This is a genomic window from Actinomycetospora sp. CA-101289, assembly GCF_050955895.1.
In the GTDB taxonomy this organism is placed as follows: domain Bacteria; phylum Actinomycetota; class Actinomycetes; order Mycobacteriales; family Pseudonocardiaceae; genus Actinomycetospora.
In genome coordinates this window covers 4,604,477-4,620,526 of sequence record NZ_CP192093.1, presented here as the reverse complement: position 1 = coordinate 4,620,526, position 16,050 = coordinate 4,604,477, and the positions used below count along the sequence as shown (strand labels likewise).

Genomic DNA, 16,050 nt, shown 5'->3' with positions numbered 1-16,050 from the left:
CGCATGCCCACCTTCGAGACCACCGACGGCACCACGATCCACTACAAGGACCTCGGCACCGGCCCCGTCGTCCAGCTCGTCCACGCCTGGTCGCTCTCCGCGGAGATGTGGGAGTACCAGGTCGACGCGCTGCTCGAGGCCGGCTTCCGCGTGCTCGCGCCCGACCGGCGCGGGCACGGGCGCTCCGCGCCCTCCCGCGGCGGCTACGACCTGACGACGCTGGCCGATGACCTCCACCAGCTCCTCGAGCACCTCGACGTCCGCGACGTCGGGGTCGTCGCCCACTCGATGGGCACCTGCGAGACCGTCCGGCTGCTGGCCCGGCACGGTGCCGGGCGCATCGCCCGCGTCGCGCTGCTCGGGACCATGACGCCGCACTTCGCCGGCGCGGCCGGGGCCGGGGCCGTCGAGGCCGTGATCGCCGACCTGCGCCGCGACCGCCCGGGGTGGTTCCGCGCCGGCGCACCCGCCTACTTCGCCCGGCAGGGCTCGGGCGCCTGGGTGTCGCAGGAGCTGGTCGACGACGGCGTGCGCACCATCCTCGCCACACCGCTCGAGGTGCAGATCCCGTGCCTGCGTGCGGTGGCCCTCACCGACCTCACCGCCGACGTCACGGCGGTCGACGTGCCGGTGCTGCTGTTCCACGGCACGGCCGACGCCTCGGCGCCCCTGGAGATCACCGGACGACCCACCGCGGAGCTGCTCCGGCACGCCGAGCTCGTCGAGCTGCCCGACGCCGGCCACGGCATCTACGTCACCGACCGGGAGACCGTCCACGCCCGCCTGCTGCCGTTCCTGGCCGGGTCGGCCGAGCCGCGATGAGTTCCGGTCCCGCCGCCCGTCCCACCGGTGAGAGCATCCGGACCACAGGGAGGGAACCGTGGGAGACGACGTCTGGGCGATGGTGCACGAGGAGCGCGCGGCGCTGATCGCCGACCTCGAGGGCGTCGACGCGGCGCGGTGGGACGAGCCCTCGCTCTGTCCCGGGTGGAGCGTGCACGACGTCGTCGCCCACCTCGTGCACAGCGCCCGAACCACCCGCCTCGGCTTCGTCGTGGCGATGGCCCGCGCGGGCTTCGACTTCGATCGGCAGAACGCTCACGGGGTGACGCGCGAGCGCGGCACGACCCCGGCGCAGACCCTCGACCGGCTGCGCGCGGTCGCCCGTCGCACCTCGACCCCGCCGGGGCCGCGGGACAGCCGCCTCGTCGAGGAGGTCGTGCACGGCGAGGACGTCCGCCGGCCCCTCGGTCTGCGGCGCGCCTACCCGGCCGAGGCGGTCGGGCGGGCCCTGCGGCTCCAGGTGCGCACGCCGGCGTCGTTCGGCGGGGCGAAGGAGGCGGCGACGCATGTCCGTCTGACCGCCACCGACGCCGACCTGTCCCTGGGCGGAGGTCCCGAGGGCTCCGACGTCCGGGGCAGCGCACTGGCGCTCCTGCTCGCCGTGTCCGGCCGTCCGGTGGCGTCCGGGGAGCTCACGGGGCCGGGGGTCGCCGTGCTGGCGACCGGGCGCTGAGGCGGACGACACCGGCCGGACACGCCAGGCCGGGGTCCCGAGGTGTCGGTGGCGCCCGATCGACGGCAGAATGGTTGGGCACCACCGGGTCCTCCGGTGTGCACACGCGTGAGCGGTGCGGGGGGAGCGGCGGGTGGCGAGCAGGACGAGGGCGCTCGACGCCCCGGAACGGGCGGTGTCGCGGGCGCGACTGCTCGACGCGGACGCGGACGCCGGCTTCGACCGCCTCGCGCGGCTCGCGACGTCGCTGACGGGCGCGCCGATCGGGGTCGTCTGGCTCGCCGACGACGACCGTCTCCTCCTGCGCAGCGTGCACGGGCTCGGGGTCTCGCGGGGCGTCCACGGCGGCGACCTGCCCGTCGCGCAGGCCCTCTGCGGTGCCGTCGTGGCCGACGACGAGCCGGTGTGCGTCGACGACGTGGACGCCGATCCCCGCTCGCGCGACGCCGTGGACGCCCCCACCTGGGGCGCGGGCGCGTGGGCCGGCTACCCGATCCGCGACCCCGCGGGCGTCGTGATCGGCGTGCTGGGCGCGATCGACTCGCGTGCGCGGCCCTGGTCGCCCCACCAGCGCGACGTGCTGGCGACCCTGGCCCAGGCGGCCACCGGGGAGGTCGCGCTGCGCGTCGCGCTCGCCGACTCGCGCGCCGACCGGTCCGCGGCCGCGCAGCGCGCCGCGGCGTCGGACCACGTGGCCCAGGAGGCCGACCGCCAGGCCCGGGAGGCCGGCGAGCAGGCGCAGGAGGCCGGCGCCGCCGCCCGGTACTACCGCGAGCAGGCCCGCTCGGCCAGCGTGCAGGCCGCGACGTCCGACCAGCTCGCCGCCGAGGCCCAGCGGCTGGCCCGGCTCGCGGAGCAGCACGCGGCCGAGGCCGAGGAGCTCGCCTCCACGCTGCGCGAGAGCCTGCTGCCCGCGCGGCTCCCGGACTTCCCCGGCGTCGAGGTGGCCGCCCGCTACCGGCCCGGGACGGGCGCGTCGGTGCTCGGCGACTTCTACGACCTCTTCCCCAGCCCGGGCGGCTGGGGCGCGGTGGTCGGCGACGTGTGCGGCAAGGGCCCGAAGGCCGCGCGCACCACCGCGCTGGCCCGCTCCACCGTGCGCGCGCTCGGGCACACCGACGACGACCCGGTCGCCGTGCTCACCGCCCTGCACGGCGTGCTGCACGTGTGGTTCGACCAGCGCCCGAGCTTCGTCACCGCGGTCTACGCCGCCATGGGTCCGCGCGCCGACGCCGAGGGGCTCGAGATCCTCGTGGCGAGCGCGGGACACCCCCCGGGCGTGGTGCAGCGCCGCGACGGCTCGATCACCGCGCTGCAGGCGGGCGGGCGCGCGCTGGGGGTGCGCGCGGAGCCGCGCATCGCCCTCGAGCGCGTGACCCTGGACCTCGGCGACCGCGTCCTGCTGTTCACCGACGGCGTCACCGAGGCCCGCCCCGTCGGCGGCCGCGAGTTCGAGATGGAGGGGCTCCTCGACGTCGTGGCCGGCCTCGACCCCGCCGCCGACGGGCACGTCACCGCCGGCGCGGTGCTCGAGGCCGTCGACGCCCACGCCGCCGGTGCAGCGCTGGACGACACCGCGCTGCTGGTCATCCGCGCCGTCCCGCGCCGGGGCCGGGCGACCTAGGCGCGGCTCAGGCCCCGTCCTCCGACGCCTCGGCCTGCCGGACCGCCGGCGCCGCCCGGTGGGCGATCACCCGGTCCGCGAGCGGGTCGGTGAGCCCGCGCAGCGCGAGCGCCGGCCGGACCCAGGCGGGGGCGGTGACCCGCGGTGCGCGGGCCTCGACGCCGTCGACCAGCGCCCGGGCCGCGACCTCGACCGGGATGGGGCGGGTGAGGAACGCCGGCAGCGACCGCCGGAAGGTCGCGACCTGCGGGCGCGCGAAGGCCTCGTCGACCAGGTCGGTGTCGACGAACCCGAAGTAGGCGACGCCCGCCGTCGCGCCGTGCGGCGCGAGCTCGGCCCGCAGCGCCCGCACCAGCGCCTCGAGGCCCGCCTTGCTCACCGCGTACGAGGCGTTGAGCACGCCGTTGAAGAAGGCGTAGATCGAGCTGATCGCCACCACGTGGCCGCGGCGGGCGACGACTCGGGCAGGGCGGCGCGGATCGTGCGCCACTGCCCGAGCAGGTCGATCTCGACGGTGCGCTCGAACTCGGCGGGGTCGATCGCCAGCACGGTGGTGGTCGGCGGCGCCACGCCCGCGTTGGCCACGAGCACGTCGACGCCGCCCAGGTCGGCGCGGACGCGGGCGACGGCGGCGTCCAGCGCCTCGGCGTCGCGGACGTCGGCCTGCACGCCGAGGGCCCGGGCGCCGAGGTCGTGCGCGAGGCGCTGGGCGCCGACCCCGTCGACGTCGAGCGCCGCCACCGTCGCGCCGCGGGCATGGGCGATCCGCGCGGTCGCGGCGCCGATCCCCTTGGCCGCGCCGGTGACCACGACGGTGCGGCCCGCGAGGGGCAGGCGGGGGCGAGCGGGCACGTCGTCCTCCTCGGGACCGGCCGGTGGTGGGGGGAGGTGATCGCGACGCTAGCGGGGGCCGGCCCCGCGGGGGAGTGGTTGCTCACCGTCGGGGTTGGCGACCGGGCCGTGCGGGGCATCCGGGCCGGACCATGCCGACGTCTCAGAGCCTCGGCGACACCGACGTCGCCCAGTGGCCCGACCCCCTGCGGGTCAGCGCCGCGGCCCACGGCAGCCAGGTCCGCGTCGTGCGGCGCCGCCTCTCACGGTGGCTGCAGGGTGACCACCTGGACCCCGACGTGGTGGACGACCTGGTCATGGCCGCCTCCGAGGCGCTCGAGAACTGCTGCGACCACGCCTTCCACGGGGCCTCGGCCAGCGGCACGATGACGCTGACCGCGCACGCCGCCGACGCCACGCTGGTCATCACCGTCGCCGACGACGGCTGCTGGCAGGAGGCGCCGACGGAGCCCGGAGTCCGGGGACGGGGTCTCGCGATGATGCGCGAGCTCGTCGACGACGTCGTCATCGAGTCCGGCCCGCAGGGCACGCACCTCGCCCTGACGCACCACCTCTGAGCCCCGCCCCCGGGCGGCCGTCAGGAGACGGCGATCTCGGCGCGGCGGCTGCTGGCGGGGTCGGGCCGCGGCTCGGTGTCCGACGCCCCGCGCGTCTGCAGGCGGTCGCGGGCGACGCCGTCGGCCGCCAGCTCGTCGGCGACGGTGGTCGCGCGCTGGTCCGAGAGCTGCTGCGGGTCCGGGGTGCCGGCGCCGCCGAGGGGTGCCGAGTAGCCGGTGACCGTCACCCGCGCCGACGGCGCGGCGGTGAGCTCCTGCGCGACGCGGTCGAGGCTCTCGCTGCCCGCGTCGGTGAGCTCGGCGCTGTTCGGCCGGAAGGTGATCGGCTGCGCCGCGACGATCTCGTCGATCCGGCTCTGCAGGGCCGCCGGATCGGTCGGGGCGCCGCCCGGGGCGCCGGGGGCGGTGCCCGCCCCGCCCGCACCCCCCGCGCCGGGAGTTCCGGGAGCTCCGGGAGCTCCGGGCGCACCCGCGCCGGGGGCGGCACCGGGAGCACCCGCCGGGGCGCCGACGGGCGGGGACGCCGGGGGCGCGCCGGCGGTGCTGCCCGAGCCGCAGCGCCCGGTGAGCAGCAGGATCGCGATCACGATGGCGATCGCGACCAGGGCCAGCAGGATCCAGGCCCAGACGGGCCGGCGACGGCGCGGCGTGGCGGCGGTGGCTCCGGGGGTGGAGCCGGGGGCAGGGCTGGTCATCGAATCTGGCCTTCCGACGGAGGGAGCGCGTGGGGCCCTCGTGTCGAGCCGGCCACCCGGGGAGTGGCACGGGCTGCCCTCGGCGTCACCGTCGCGAAACGCGCGTTCCTGTGCGCCCGGCGGTCCCCGCTCCCGTCCGTGAGGGCCGGCGACCCGGCGAGACGCACCGTGCCCGCGACCAGCAGCGCGGCCCCGGCGACCGCACCCACGACCCACACCCCGGGCCGCGGGGTCTCTCCGAAGAGCAGCACGCCGCAGAGCACCGCGACCAGCGGGTTCACCAGGGTCAGCCCGGGCGCGGTCGCCATGAGCCTGCCCGCGGCCAGGGCGTTCTGGAGCAGCACGAAGGACCCGACGCCCACCGCGACCGCGCCGTAGAGCGGCCACGCGCCGAGCACCGCGGCGGCCCCCTGGTGCGCGACGGCGCCGACCGCGGACACGAGCACCGCCGTCGCCCCGTACCCCACGCCGGCCGCGGCGCCGAGCAGCCCGGCGCGCCGGTTGGCCGTGGTCCGGGCCCCGGCGAGCGTCAGCACCCCCGCGCCGGTGAGCAGGACGCCCAGCCCCACCGCCCACGCCCCCGGCGACACCGAGCCCGGGTCCCCGCCGGTGGGCGCGAGACAGGAGACGAAGACCGCCACACCGACCGCCATGAGCACGATCGCCCACCCGTCGCGCGCGGCGAGGCGCTCCCGCGACAGCCACGCCGCGATGATCACGGCGAACGGCAGCTCCAGCACCAGCACCGGCTGGACCACGGTGATCTCGCCCAGCGACAGGGCGACCACGTGCGTGCTCAGCCCGGCGAGGCTCAGGACGGCCCCCGCCAGCCACACGGGGTGCCGCACGAGGTTGCCGAGCAGGCGCCACGTGCCGGTGAGGTGGTCGGGCTGGACCCGGGTCACCCGTCGCTGGAACACGTCACCCAGGGCGGCGAGCAGGGCGGCCACCACGGCGAGGAGCAGCGCTGACATCACGACCTCCGCGCGCCCGCGGAGCACGGGCGTCCCGGCCGCGAGCGCGCGGGCTCGCGGCCTGTCGAGGGGACGAGCACGGGCTCGGCTCGGAGGCGGGCGGCGAGGTGCACCGCCGCCCGGACCTCAGTGATGCCCACTCCGGGCCGCTCCGGCGCTGTGGGGCCGGTCTCAGCGCCGCACGGGCGGGCGGCCGGTCAGTCCTGGGCGTCCCGCAGCGCGAGCACCACGCGCACGACCCGCTCCACGGCCGCCTCGAACAGCGCGCCGCGCAGCTCCCCGCGGTCGGCCAGGTTGTGCGCCGCGAGCTCGAGCATCCCCTCGGGGCCGACCCGGCGGACCAGCAGGGCCGCGACCTCCTCGAGGTCGAGACCGGGGTGGTCGAGCCGCGTCAGCGCGAACGCCACGACGAGCTCCTCGTCCCGCACGGCGACCTCCCCTCGACCCCCAGGGTAGTGCGGGGCGAGCGGGTCAGCGGACGCCGCGCAGCCCCAGGGTCCCGAGCCAGCCCGCGAGGCCGTCGAGGGCCGCCTTCGCACCGGCCTCGGTCTCGGGCGCCGGGGTGAACACCCGCTCGTCGCCCTCGCCGGAGACGCGCTGGCCCGCGAACGGGATCGGCACCGTGCCCGCGACGGGCACCATCTGCAGGCCGAGCAGCACGGGCAGCAGCGCCTCGGTGGCGCGCGCGCCGGCGGCCACGCCGCCGTAGCCGACGACCGCGACGGGCTTGTTCGCCCACTCGCGGTTGAGGTGGTCCAGCGCGTTCTTCAGCGGCGCGGTGAAGCTGTGGTTGTACTCGGGGTGGACGATCACGAACGCGTCGGCGCGGGCGACCGTGGTGCTCCAGGCCTTGGTGGTGTCGAGCGTGTAGCGCCCGAGGCGCGGGTGCTCCGGCTCGGCGAACATCGGCAGGTCGACCTCGGCGAGGTCGACGATCTCGACCTCGAACCCCTCGTGGGCCCGCGCGTACCCGGCGAACCAGCGCGCGATCGGCTCACCGACCCGGTTGGGTCGGGTGCTCGCCACGATGATCTGCAGCAACGGTCGGCGTGCGGCCTCCGCCATCGGGTACCTCCGTCCGAGTAGTTGCGTACACAAACAGTCTGCCCTGCGGCGGCCCGTACCGCCGGGACTCTCACCGTCGCGTCACCAGGAGCACATGCACACCGACGAGGGCACCGAGCACGGCTCCCGTGCGCGCATCGCCGCCATCGGGCTGGTGGGCGGGGTCGTCGGCGGCCTGATCGGCGGCGGGAGCGGCGTGCTGTTCGTGCCCGCCCTGGACCGCTTCACCTCGATGTCGCGGGCCCGGGTGCACGGCACCTCGACGGTGGCCAACATCGGCGTGTGCGTCGCCGGGGCCGCCGCGTACGCCGTGGGCGGCGGTGCGCTCGACCTGCGGGTCGGCACCGGCATGCTCATCGGCGGCACCCTCGGTGGCCTGCTCGGCCCGTGGCTGCTGGCCCGCGCCTCCGAGACGGTGCTGCGGGTGCTGCTGATCGCGATCCTGCTGCTCACCGCGGCCAAGTTCACGGTCGACGCGCTCGGCTCGCCGCTGTTCACCCACGCCCTCGTGCCCGCCGCGCTGCTCGCCGACCCGTGGTTCGTCGTGCCGACGACGATCGTGGTCGGTGTCGTCGTCGGGGCCTGGGCGGGCGCGATGGGGCTCGGCGGCGGGCTGCTCGCCGTGCCCGCCCTGGTGCTGCTGTTCGGGGTCGAGCTGCACGTGGCCGCAGGGACCTCGCTGCTGATGTTCATCCCCAACTCGGTGGTCGGGTCGGTGGTGCACGCGCGCCAGGGCACGGCGTCGTCGCGCTGGGGCTGGCTGCTCGGGCTGACCGCGGCCCCCGGCGTCGTGGCCGGGGCCGTGCTCGGGCTCGCGCTGGACACCGAGGTGCTCGGCCTCGTCTTCGGGGTGTTCGCCCTGCTCATGGCGGTGCGGGAGATCGCCGCGCTGGTCCGTCGGCGGGCGGCGCCCGGCTAGGGGCGCTGAAGGCCCTCCAGCGCCGCCCGCCGATCGCCCTCGATGGGCACGGTCTCCTCGGAGGCGCGGTCGATGAACGCGTGGACGAAGTGCCCGGTGAAGAACAGCTCGCCGTCGCCGCGGTACATCCCGACCTCGAAGCGCACGCTCGTGTTGCCCAGCTCGCCGACCCGCAGCCCCACCGAGACCACGTCGGGGAACCCGGCCTGCGCCCGGTACTCGCAGTGCACCTGCTTCACCAGGCCCACCGTGTCGCCCTCGTGCGGGTCGAGGCACCCGTTCTCGATCAGCCACCGGTTCACGACCGTGTCCATGATCGAGTGGTGCACCACGTTGTTGAGGTGCCCGTACTGGTCGTTGTCGTTCCAGCGCGTCGTGACGTCCTGCCAGTGCCCGTAATCGTGGTCCACCGCGCACTGATCGGCAGCCGGGCCCGCCCGCAAACCCTGGACGACGCGGGCGCGGGGGCGTCGGGGAACCTGTGCCGGTGCAGACGCTGCGGATCGTCCCGGACCTGCGGAGCTCGGTCGTCGAGGAGGCCCCCGCGTCGCAGGTGCTGCTGTTCACCTCGCAGCGCGACGACGCCGACCCCGCGCTGCTGGCGCTCCCGGCCGTGCGGCCGTTCACCTGGGCGACCCTGGTCGGGGCGGTGCGGGACCCCGACCTCGAGCTGGTCGAGGTCGCCGAGCCGCTCTGGCTGGGCGAGTGGGTGCGGGCGCTGCGCGTCGTCGCGGTCGTCAGGGCGCTGCGCGTGCTGCGGCCGCGCCGCCGGGTGTGGATCGCGACCTACGCCATCGACAACCTCGACGTCCGCGAGCGCCTGGCCTTCCCGTCGCTCGCGCACCGGCCGGTCCTGGGGGCCCTGGCGACTCGGCTCGCCACCATCGCCCTCGGGCTCTCCCTCCTGGCGCTGGACACGGTCGTCTTCGGCACGACGGGCGCGTCGGAGAACTACCGGCGCACGTTCGGCTGGGCGCTGCGGCGCACGCGGCACACCGTCCTGACCCCGAGCCTCGACGCGTGCCGGGTGTGCGGGCCGGGGGTCGCGGGCGGGGCCGTGCGCGAGCGGACGGTGCTGTTCCTGGGAGCGCCCGGCGAGCGCAAGGGCTTCGGCGTGCTCACCGACGCGTGGCAGCGCTGCGGTGCCGCCGACGCGGGGTGGCGCCTCGTGGTGGCCGACCCGAGCGGCGGGGACGGCCGGGACCTGCCCGCGGGCGTGTCGGTCACCTCGCCGAGCCGGCCGGAGGTGCACGCGCTGCTCCGCCGCGCGGCCGTGGTGGCCATGCCCTCGGTGCGGCGCCCGGGGTGGCGCGAGCAGATCGGGCTGCCGCTGGTGGAGGGCCTGACGCACGGCTGCCGCGTCGTCACGACGACCGAGACGGGCCTCGCGGAGGATCTGCGCGGGCACCCGCTGGTCACGCTCACGACGCCGGGGGACCCGCAGGACCTCGCCGACGGGCTGCGCCGCGCGATGGCCGGGGACGGCGCCCCGGCCGTCGCGACGGGGAGCGCCGGCCACACCAAGCGCGACGTCGTCGACTGGTGGCTGGGCCACTCCCGGTAGGGCACCTCGCGTCGTCCGCGCGCGATCCCCCCCGACGCGGACGTCCCCGCGCTCCTCCTCTGCGGGAGGAGCGCGGGGACCGGGGCGTGACCGGATCAGTCGACGGCGGACTGCCGGCGGACCGGGCGGGCGAGCCGCACCGCGATCGCCACGACCACCGAGGCCACGGCGAGCACGAGGAGGGCCGAGGACAGGCCGGTCAGCGTCGCGGCGAGGGCGAGCACCACGAGCGGGCAGATGAACTCGCCGAGGAACAGGGCGGCGGTCCAGAACCCGGTGCCGCGTCCGCGCTGCTCGAGGGAGAGCGACGCGATCGTCCAGGTCAGCAGGCTCGGGAGCAGCAGCCCGCCGCCGAAGCCGGCGATGACCGCGCCGATCAGCACGACCGGGACGCCGTTGCCGGCCGCGATGACGGCGAGGCCCACGCCGATGGCGGTGAAGGCCACCGGGAGCAGGATCGCCGGGCCGCGGTGGGCGACCCGCGGGAAGGTCAGGGCGCCGATCGCGGTGGCCAGCGACGAGACGGCGCTGACCAGGCCGATGGTGCCCGTGGAGGTCACGCCGACGCCGGCGAGGGCGTAGGAGAGCTCGACGATCAGCGTGTAGAAGGCGATGCCGCCGAACAGGGTGACCGCGATCGGCCCGGCCAGCCGGCGCCACGGCACCGACGGCAGCGCCCGCGCTCCGCGCTCGGCGGTGCGGCGCACCGGCTCCCAGATGGCGACGACCGTCATGACGGCCAGCGGCAGGCTCACGAGGTAGAGCCAGAACGGGGCGCGCCAGCTGGCGGCCCCGAGCGCGCCGCCGAGCGCGAAGAAGACGGTGGCGGCGAGCGTCGTGTAGACGGCCTGCAGGCCCAGGTACTTGTCGCGGGCGTGGCCGGTGAAGTAGTCGGCGATGAGCGTGGTGCAGCACGTCATGATCGCGGCCTCGGTGAGGCCGACCCCGACGCGGCTGAGCAGGATCATCGGCAGCGACTCGAGGTACAGCGGGGCGGTGCCCACGAACGCGTAGACGACCAGGGCCCCGACCAGCAGGTTCTTGCGCCCGAGGCTGTCGACGATGCGCCCGGCGACCGGGGCGAGCAGGCCGATGACCAGCGCCGGCGCGGTGAGCACCAGCGGGACCAGTGCCGCGGACCCGGGGACGCCGGCGAAGGCCGTCTGCATGATCGGCAGGACCGGGGCGAGCAGGACCGCGCCGAGGATCGGCAGGCAGCTCGAGAGCATGAGGACCGCGACCTGCAGCAGACCCGGGCGCCGCCCGGTGCGCGGGTCGGCCTGCACCTCGTCGTCCGGGCGGGTGGCGACCGCGGGCGGCGGGTCGGCGGTCTGGTCGGTCATGTCGGGCTCCTCCGGCAACGTCGGCTCGAGATCGCGGGGCGTCTCACCTGCCGTCAGTGTCGGGAGCCGGGAAGCCCGGCGGAAATCACTCTGATCGCTGGGGTGGTATCGACCGCGTGGATGGGTCGGCCGTCTCGTCGAGCCGGGCGGCGCTCGGCATCCCCGCCCGGGCGCCCACGGAGGCCACCGAGAGCGCGGCGGCGCGGTTGGCCGTGGTGACCGCGGTGAGCAGGTCGTCGCCCGCGGCGAGGCGGGCCGCGAGCACGCCGGTGAACGTGTCGCCGGCGCCCGTCGTGTCGCGGACCGTCGCGGGTTCCGGGGGCAGGCGCTGCGGCTCGGCGTCCACGACGAGGACCCCGTCGCCGCCCAGGGTCACCACGACCGGTGCGCCGGTCCGTTCCCGCAGACCCTGCGCCTCGTCCTCGGGCGGCCCCGACGGGACGCCGACCGCGTGCGCCAGGGCGGAGAGCTCGCGGGTGTTGGGCGTCAGGAGGGGACCGCGCCCGAGGAGGTCGGTGACGACCGGGACGACGGGGGCGGGGTCGAGCACGCAGGTCGCCCCGAGCTCGCCCGCGACCTCGACGGCCGCCGCCACGGCGTCCCCGGGGATCTCGGTGCTGACCAGGACCACCCCGACGTCGCCGGCGGCCCGCAGGCTCGCCCGCACCCGCTCGGGGTCCACCCGGCCGTTCGCGCCGGCGCCCACCGCGATCTGGTTCTCGCCCCGGGCGTCGACGACGATCAGCGCGGTGCCCGTGGTGGCGTCCTGCACCACCTCGACGTCGTCCACGCCCACCCCGTCGGCCGCGAGCTCGGCGAGGGCCCCGCGCCCGAGGTCGTCGGCCCCCACCGCGCCCACGAACCGGACCGTCGCGCCCGCGCGGGCGGCGGCCACGGCGGCGTTGGCGCCCTTGCCGCCGCCGTGCTGCTCGACGCCGGGTCCGACCACCGTCTCGCCGGGGCCGGGCAGGGTGTCCGTCGCGACCACCATGTCGACGTTGACGGCGCCGACGACCGCCACCGTCCGTCGTCCGCCTGCGGGAGTGCCCACACCGCAGTATCGCCCCCGCCGGACGCGGGGGAGGATCGGCCCGAGAGCCGCGCGGGCGCGCGGGCCAACATGGAAGGTGGACGGCGTGTCGGAGTTGAAGTTCGGGCTCAAGGCGTCGGCGGAGCAGTTCGCCCCGCGCGAGCTCGTGGACATGTCCGTCCGGGCGGAGGAGGCCGGCCTCGACAGCGTCCTGGTCAGCGACCACTACCAGCCCTGGCGGCGCACCGGGGGCCACGCGCCCTTCGCGATGGTCTGGATGAGCGCGGTGGGGGAGCGCACGTCGCACGTGCAGCTCGGCACGAGCGTGCTCACCCCGACGTTCCGCTACAACCCGGCCGTCGTCGCGCACGCCTTCGCGACGCTGGGCTCCCTCTACCCCGGCCGCGTCATGCTGGGGGTCGGCACGGGCGAGGCGCTCAACGAGACGTCGGTGACCGGCGTGGAGTGGCCGGAGTTCAAGGAGCGGTTCGCGCGCCTGCGCGAGGCCGTGACCCTGATCCGGACGCTGTGGCGCGAGGACAACGTCTCCTTCGACGGCGACTACTACCGCACGATCAACGCCACCGTGTTCGACAAGCCCGAGCACGAGGTGCCGATCTACATCGCCGCCGGCGGGCCGCAGGTGGCCCGGTACGCGGGCCGTGCCGGCGACGGCATGATCTGCACCAGCGGCAAGGGGATGGAGCTGTACTCCGACAAGCTCATGCCCGCCGTCGACGAGGGCCTGGCGAAGGCCGAGCGCGACGGCGTCGGGTACGACCGCACCATCGAGATCAAGCTCTCCTTCGACCTCGACCGGGACCGCGCGCTGGAGAACACCCGGTTCTGGGCGCCGCTGGCGCTCTCGGCCGAGGAGAAGAGCGGCTACGACGACCCGACCGAGATGGAGCAGGCCGCCGAGCAGCTGCCCATCGAGAAGATCGCCAGCCGGTGGATCGTCACGTCGGACCCCGACGAGGTGATCGACCAGGTCAAGCCCTACCTCGACCTCGGGCTCAACCACCTGGTCTTCCACGCGCCGGGCCACGACCAGCAGCGCTTCCTCGACCAGTTCTCCGAGCACGTGCTGCCCAAGCTGCACGCGCTGCGTTAGCGGGCAGCGCTCCCGGCGCGCGAGAGCCGGTCGAGCAGGGCGGCGCGGACGGCGTCCACGTCGGCGTCGAGCGCCACGTCGACGGGCCGGTGCGCCGGGGGGTCGGGCCGCGTGCGGCGGCGGTCGGCGAGCACCGCCCCGCGGCCCGCACCGGTGGAGGTGTCGATCTCCAGGGGCAGCGGGGAGGTGCGCAGCGCGCCCGGGGCGACGGCCTCGAGGACGGCCACGGCGTCGTGCAGGGGGATCGCGGACACACCGAGCGCCTGCCGGTAGTGGTGCAGGTAGGTGTCCCGGGTCCCCGTCAGCACGCGGGCGATCGGGCCGGTGACGGCGAGGCGGTCGAGCCACGCCTCGTCCACCGTGCACCGGTGCGTGAGGTCGAGCGGCACCAGCGTGATCGGCACGTCCTCCTCCACCAGTACCCGGCGGGCGGCCTCCGGGTCGCAGTGCAGGTTGAACTCCGCGACCGGGGTGACGTTCCCGGACACCGACACCGCGCCACCCATGACCACCACCCGCCGGATGCGCTCCGCGAGGTCGGGGCGCGTCGCGAGGAGCAGGGCGACGTTGGTCAGCGGGCCGATGGCGGCGATGGTGACGGGCTCGGCCGACGCCTCCAGCGCCGCGGCCATGACGTCGAGGGCGCGCCCGACCGCGACGGCGCCGGGCTCGCCGAAATCGCCGGCCCGCCCGCCGAGCCCGTCGGCGCCGTGCACCGCGACCGCCGACTCGGGAGTGGGGTGCACCAACGGGCGCGACGCACCGCGCCCCACGGGGACGTCGGCCCGGTCGAGCAGGCCCAGCACCCGGCCCGCGTTGCCGGTGGTGGTGTCCGCGTCGACGTTGCCGAACACCGTCGACACCGCGAGCACGTCGACGGCGGGGTCGGAGAGCGCGACGGCGAGCGCGTAGGCGTCGTCCACGCCGGGGTCGGTGTCGACGATCAGCGGTACGCCCATGAGCAGCCCTTCTCCCGGCGTGTCGGCCCCGACGAACCTACGGGGGGTTGACCGGCGGCGCCCCGAGGTAGCCCCCGGCACGCGATCGTCGTCGGGGGGGTGACGCGTGAGACCGAGCCACGCGAGGCCGGGCAGGAGCCGCACGCGCTCCCTGGCGCTGGTCGCCGGGCTGTCGGCGGTCCTCGTCCCGCACACCGCGCACGCGAGCACCGGCGACGACGCACCCGTCGCGGTCGACGGGCCGGACGCCGGCGCGCCCCAGCCCTACGGCGGTCAGCTCGGGCACGACGCCGCCCCGGACGGCCCCGACGACGTCGGCGGCCTCGGGCTGCTGGCGTTCGGCGCGATCAACGCCGTCGGCATGGTGGCCGGCGGGGCCACCGACGCGCTGCGCGGCCCGTCCCCGGAGCAGACGCGCCGCGCCATGGCGAGCCGCACCGCCCCGGGCACGGTCTCCGAACGGCCGCGCGGCGATCGTCGCGCTGGGGCCGTCCGCGCCACCCCGACCGCGCCGCGACCCCGGGCGACCGGGGCGCACCGGCGGGGCCGGCACCTGCGCGCGGTCGGTCCGGCCTAGCGACAGCCCCCGTCCGGCGGCGGGCACGGTGCTCGGTGGTGGATGCGGAGGCGATCGTCACCGCACCGGCACGACCCGGGACGTGCATCCCGGGCCCCGGGTGGGCAAGCCCCGAGGGACGTCATCGACGACCGAGGAGCCCGACATGCCCGACCGCCACGTGCAGCCCCACGGCGAGGAGTGGACCGTCACCGTCCCCGGGGACGACCAGGTGACCGCCCGGACCGCCACCGAGGTCGAAGCGGTCGAGCGCGCCGTCACGATCATCGCCGCGCAGGGCGGCGGCGACGTCGTGGTGCACGGCGACGACGGGGAGATCCTCGAGACCCGGCGCGTCGACGCCGACACCCCCGACGCCAGCCGCACCGCGGCGGAGATCGCGGAGGACGTCGGCATCGAGGGCGCGGTCGAGACCGTCGAGGCGGTCCGTGAGGGCACCGCCACCAGCGCCTCCGGTACCTCCGCGGCCGGCGAGGACCTCGCCGGCCACACCCCTGGCGCGGTGCACGAGGTGGGCGGGACCGACGACACCACCGACGAGGCCACCACCGACAGCGGCGACACCGGCCGCAACGGCAGCTCCGTCGAGGGGCTCCGCGAGGCGACCCACGCCACGCTGCAGGAGGCCGGGGACACCGCCGAGACCGCCGCGGCGGAGGCGGGCGACGCCGCGGAGGACGTCGCCGACGAGGCGTCGACCACCGCGAAGAAGGTCGCGGGCCACACCCGCACCGCCGCACGGAAGGCCGAGGCCACCGCCGAGGCCGCCGGGTCCGGGGTCCGCGACGAGGCCCAGGCCGTCGCCGGGGGCGAGAAGGGCCTCGAGGCCGCCGCCCAGGACGCCGCGAGCATCGCCCAGACCACCGCGGGGCAGATCGCGGGCCAGGCCGAGGGCACCGCCCGCGAGGTGGCTGGCGAGACCCGCGCCGCGGGCCGCCGCGCCGCCGCCCGCGTCGACGCCGGCGCCCGCGAGGCCGGCGAGACCGTGGTGACCGGCGCCGACCGCGTGGCCGACCTGGGCGCCGATGTCGGCGACGAGGCCGAGGGCGCCGCCGACCGCGTCGGCCAGCAGATCCACGCCATCACCGAGGCCGTGGCCGCGCCGCTCGACCAGCTCGCCCACTCGCTCAACCCGGTGCGCATCACCGGCCGCGTCCTCGGCGTGGTCGTCGCCGGCGGCCTGCACCTGTTCGGGGTCGGCGCCACCCGCGGCACCGCCGCCGCGCAGCAGGGCGCCCACCGGGTCGCCGGTCGCTGAGTC

General features: G+C 76.7%; 19 protein-coding genes. 9 read left to right on the top strand and 10 right to left on the bottom strand.

Translation table 11 applies throughout. The features are described 5' to 3' along the window. Window positions 1-3: 3 nt before the first annotated feature. The 3 genes from ACQPX6_RS23090 (at window position 4) to ACQPX6_RS23080 (ending at window position 3,140) form a co-directional block, all read left to right on the top strand. Window positions 4-822, top strand: a complete 819-nt coding sequence (locus tag ACQPX6_RS23090) for an alpha/beta fold hydrolase (RefSeq protein WP_433782758.1) — start codon at window positions 4-6, stop codon at window positions 820-822. A 58-nt stretch (window positions 823-880) separates the two neighbouring features. Further along, the gene (locus ACQPX6_RS23085; RefSeq protein WP_433782756.1) at window positions 881-1,516 is read left to right on the top strand and encodes a maleylpyruvate isomerase family mycothiol-dependent enzyme; all 636 of its coding nucleotides are present in this window, start codon (window positions 881-883) and stop codon (window positions 1,514-1,516) included. A gap of 133 nt (window positions 1,517-1,649) precedes the next feature. Further along, entirely contained in the window at window positions 1,650-3,140 is a 1,491-nt protein-coding gene (locus ACQPX6_RS23080; protein WP_433782755.1) for a PP2C family protein-serine/threonine phosphatase, read from the top strand. A gap of 7 nt (window positions 3,141-3,147) precedes the next feature. Here the strand turns inward: ACQPX6_RS23080 and ACQPX6_RS23075 are convergent, their stop codons facing one another. Together ACQPX6_RS23075 and ACQPX6_RS23070 are read right to left on the bottom strand one after the other, a co-directional pair. Continuing rightward, the gene (locus tag ACQPX6_RS23075; protein ID WP_433782754.1) at window positions 3,148-3,576 is read right to left on the bottom strand and encodes an SDR family NAD(P)-dependent oxidoreductase; all 429 of its coding nucleotides are present in this window, start codon (window positions 3,574-3,576) and stop codon (window positions 3,148-3,150) included. Further along, complete coding sequence (locus ACQPX6_RS23070; protein WP_433782753.1) at window positions 3,516-3,992, bottom strand: SDR family NAD(P)-dependent oxidoreductase; 477 nt, start codon at window positions 3,990-3,992, stop codon at window positions 3,516-3,518. Before ACQPX6_RS23070 ends, ACQPX6_RS23075 begins: the two co-directional genes overlap by 61 nt. Before the next feature lie 131 nt (window positions 3,993-4,123). On the opposite strand from ACQPX6_RS23070, the gene ACQPX6_RS23065 reads away from it, so the two are divergent. Further along, window positions 4,124-4,549 carry an ATP-binding protein gene (locus tag ACQPX6_RS23065; RefSeq protein WP_433782752.1) on the top strand — a complete coding sequence of 142 codons (426 nt, stop codon included), beginning with the start codon at window positions 4,124-4,126 and terminating at the stop codon, window positions 4,547-4,549. Window positions 4,550-4,569: 20 nt separating this feature from the next. Here the strand turns inward: ACQPX6_RS23065 and ACQPX6_RS23060 are convergent, their stop codons facing one another. The 4 genes from ACQPX6_RS23060 to ACQPX6_RS23045 all read right to left on the bottom strand — a co-directional run bounded on the left by ACQPX6_RS23060 (window position 4,570) and on the right by ACQPX6_RS23045 (window position 7,283). Next, on the bottom strand, window positions 4,570-5,244 hold the full coding sequence (locus tag ACQPX6_RS23060; protein ID WP_433782750.1) for an OmpA family protein: 675 nt from the start codon (window positions 5,242-5,244) through the stop codon (window positions 4,570-4,572). Further along, a complete protein-coding gene (locus ACQPX6_RS23055) occupies window positions 5,241-6,218 on the bottom strand; it encodes a DMT family transporter (protein WP_433782748.1) in 978 nt (325 codons plus the stop codon). The genes ACQPX6_RS23060 and ACQPX6_RS23055 overlap by 4 nt, the downstream gene beginning before the upstream one ends. A gap of 197 nt (window positions 6,219-6,415) precedes the next feature. Then, on the bottom strand, window positions 6,416-6,646 hold the full coding sequence (locus ACQPX6_RS23050; protein WP_433782746.1) for a hypothetical protein: 231 nt from the start codon (window positions 6,644-6,646) through the stop codon (window positions 6,416-6,418). A 43-nt stretch (window positions 6,647-6,689) separates the two neighbouring features. Beyond that, entirely contained in the window at window positions 6,690-7,283 is a 594-nt protein-coding gene (locus tag ACQPX6_RS23045) for an NADPH-dependent FMN reductase (protein ID WP_433782744.1), read from the bottom strand. Window positions 7,284-7,377: 94 nt separating this feature from the next. Here ACQPX6_RS23045 and ACQPX6_RS23040 point away from each other — a divergent pair, with 94 nt between their 5' ends. After that, window positions 7,378-8,202, top strand: coding sequence for a TSUP family transporter (locus ACQPX6_RS23040; RefSeq protein ID WP_433782743.1), 825 nt, complete (start codon window positions 7,378-7,380; stop codon window positions 8,200-8,202). Here ACQPX6_RS23040 and ACQPX6_RS23035 read toward each other — a convergent pair. Beyond that, a complete protein-coding gene (locus ACQPX6_RS23035; protein ID WP_433782741.1) occupies window positions 8,199-8,612 on the bottom strand; it encodes an acyl-CoA thioesterase in 414 nt (137 codons plus the stop codon). The two genes, ACQPX6_RS23040 and ACQPX6_RS23035, sit on opposite strands and share 4 nt — an antisense overlap. Before the next feature lie 77 nt (window positions 8,613-8,689). Here ACQPX6_RS23035 and ACQPX6_RS23030 point away from each other — a divergent pair, with 77 nt between their 5' ends. Continuing rightward, window positions 8,690-9,766: a glycosyltransferase family 4 protein gene (locus tag ACQPX6_RS23030; protein ID WP_433782740.1), complete on the top strand. Its 1,077-nt coding sequence runs from the start codon at window positions 8,690-8,692 to the stop codon at window positions 9,764-9,766. A gap of 95 nt (window positions 9,767-9,861) precedes the next feature. Here the strand turns inward: ACQPX6_RS23030 and ACQPX6_RS23025 are convergent, their stop codons facing one another. Continuing rightward, on the bottom strand, window positions 9,862-11,109 hold the full coding sequence (locus ACQPX6_RS23025; RefSeq protein ID WP_433782739.1) for an MFS transporter: 1,248 nt from the start codon (window positions 11,107-11,109) through the stop codon (window positions 9,862-9,864). Window positions 11,110-11,194: 85 nt separating this feature from the next. Next, window positions 11,195-12,130 (bottom strand): PfkB family carbohydrate kinase, encoded by a 936-nt coding sequence (locus ACQPX6_RS23020; RefSeq protein ID WP_433782737.1) that lies wholly within the window; start codon window positions 12,128-12,130, stop codon window positions 11,195-11,197. Window positions 12,131-12,254: 124 nt separating this feature from the next. Between ACQPX6_RS23020 and fgd the strand changes: the two genes are divergently transcribed. Further along, window positions 12,255-13,253 carry a glucose-6-phosphate dehydrogenase (coenzyme-F420) gene (fgd, locus tag ACQPX6_RS23015; protein ID WP_433788332.1) on the top strand — a complete coding sequence of 333 codons (999 nt, stop codon included), beginning with the start codon at window positions 12,255-12,257 and terminating at the stop codon, window positions 13,251-13,253. Here fgd and ACQPX6_RS23010 read toward each other — a convergent pair. Next, entirely contained in the window at window positions 13,250-14,212 is a 963-nt protein-coding gene (locus ACQPX6_RS23010) for a nucleoside hydrolase (RefSeq protein WP_433782735.1), read from the bottom strand. The genes fgd and ACQPX6_RS23010 overlap by 4 nt on opposite strands. A 106-nt stretch (window positions 14,213-14,318) precedes the next feature. Here ACQPX6_RS23010 and ACQPX6_RS23005 point away from each other — a divergent pair, with 106 nt between their 5' ends. After that, on the top strand, window positions 14,319-14,789 hold the full coding sequence (locus tag ACQPX6_RS23005) for a hypothetical protein (protein ID WP_433782734.1): 471 nt from the start codon (window positions 14,319-14,321) through the stop codon (window positions 14,787-14,789). Between the two features lie 145 nt (window positions 14,790-14,934). After that, window positions 14,935-16,047, top strand: a complete 1,113-nt coding sequence (locus tag ACQPX6_RS23000) for a DUF2188 domain-containing protein (protein WP_433782732.1) — start codon at window positions 14,935-14,937, stop codon at window positions 16,045-16,047. The last annotated feature ends 3 nt before the right edge of the window (window positions 16,048-16,050 follow it).

Bases quoted from the DNA above. Each gene is read 5' to 3' on its own strand.
- ACQPX6_RS23090 (WP_433782758.1), top strand. From the start codon at position 4: ATGCCCACCTTCGAGACCACCGACGGCACCACGATCCACTACAAGGAC.
- ACQPX6_RS23065 (WP_433782752.1), top strand. From the start codon at position 4,124: ATGCCGACGTCTCAGAGCCTCGGCGACACCGACGTCGCCCAGTGGCCC.
- ACQPX6_RS23060 (WP_433782750.1), bottom strand. From the start codon at position 5,244: ATGACCAGCCCTGCCCCCGGCTCCACCCCCGGAGCCACCGCCGCCACG.
- ACQPX6_RS23055 (WP_433782748.1), bottom strand. From the start codon at position 6,218: ATGTCAGCGCTGCTCCTCGCCGTGGTGGCCGCCCTGCTCGCCGCCCTG.
- ACQPX6_RS23045 (WP_433782744.1), bottom strand. From the start codon at position 7,283: ATGGCGGAGGCCGCACGCCGACCGTTGCTGCAGATCATCGTGGCGAGC.
- ACQPX6_RS23040 (WP_433782743.1), top strand. From the start codon at position 7,378: ATGCACACCGACGAGGGCACCGAGCACGGCTCCCGTGCGCGCATCGCC.
- ACQPX6_RS23025 (WP_433782739.1), bottom strand. From the start codon at position 11,109: ATGACCGACCAGACCGCCGACCCGCCGCCCGCGGTCGCCACCCGCCCG.
- ACQPX6_RS23010 (WP_433782735.1), bottom strand. From the start codon at position 14,212: ATGGGCGTACCGCTGATCGTCGACACCGACCCCGGCGTGGACGACGCC.
- ACQPX6_RS23000 (WP_433782732.1), top strand. From the start codon at position 14,935: ATGCCCGACCGCCACGTGCAGCCCCACGGCGAGGAGTGGACCGTCACC.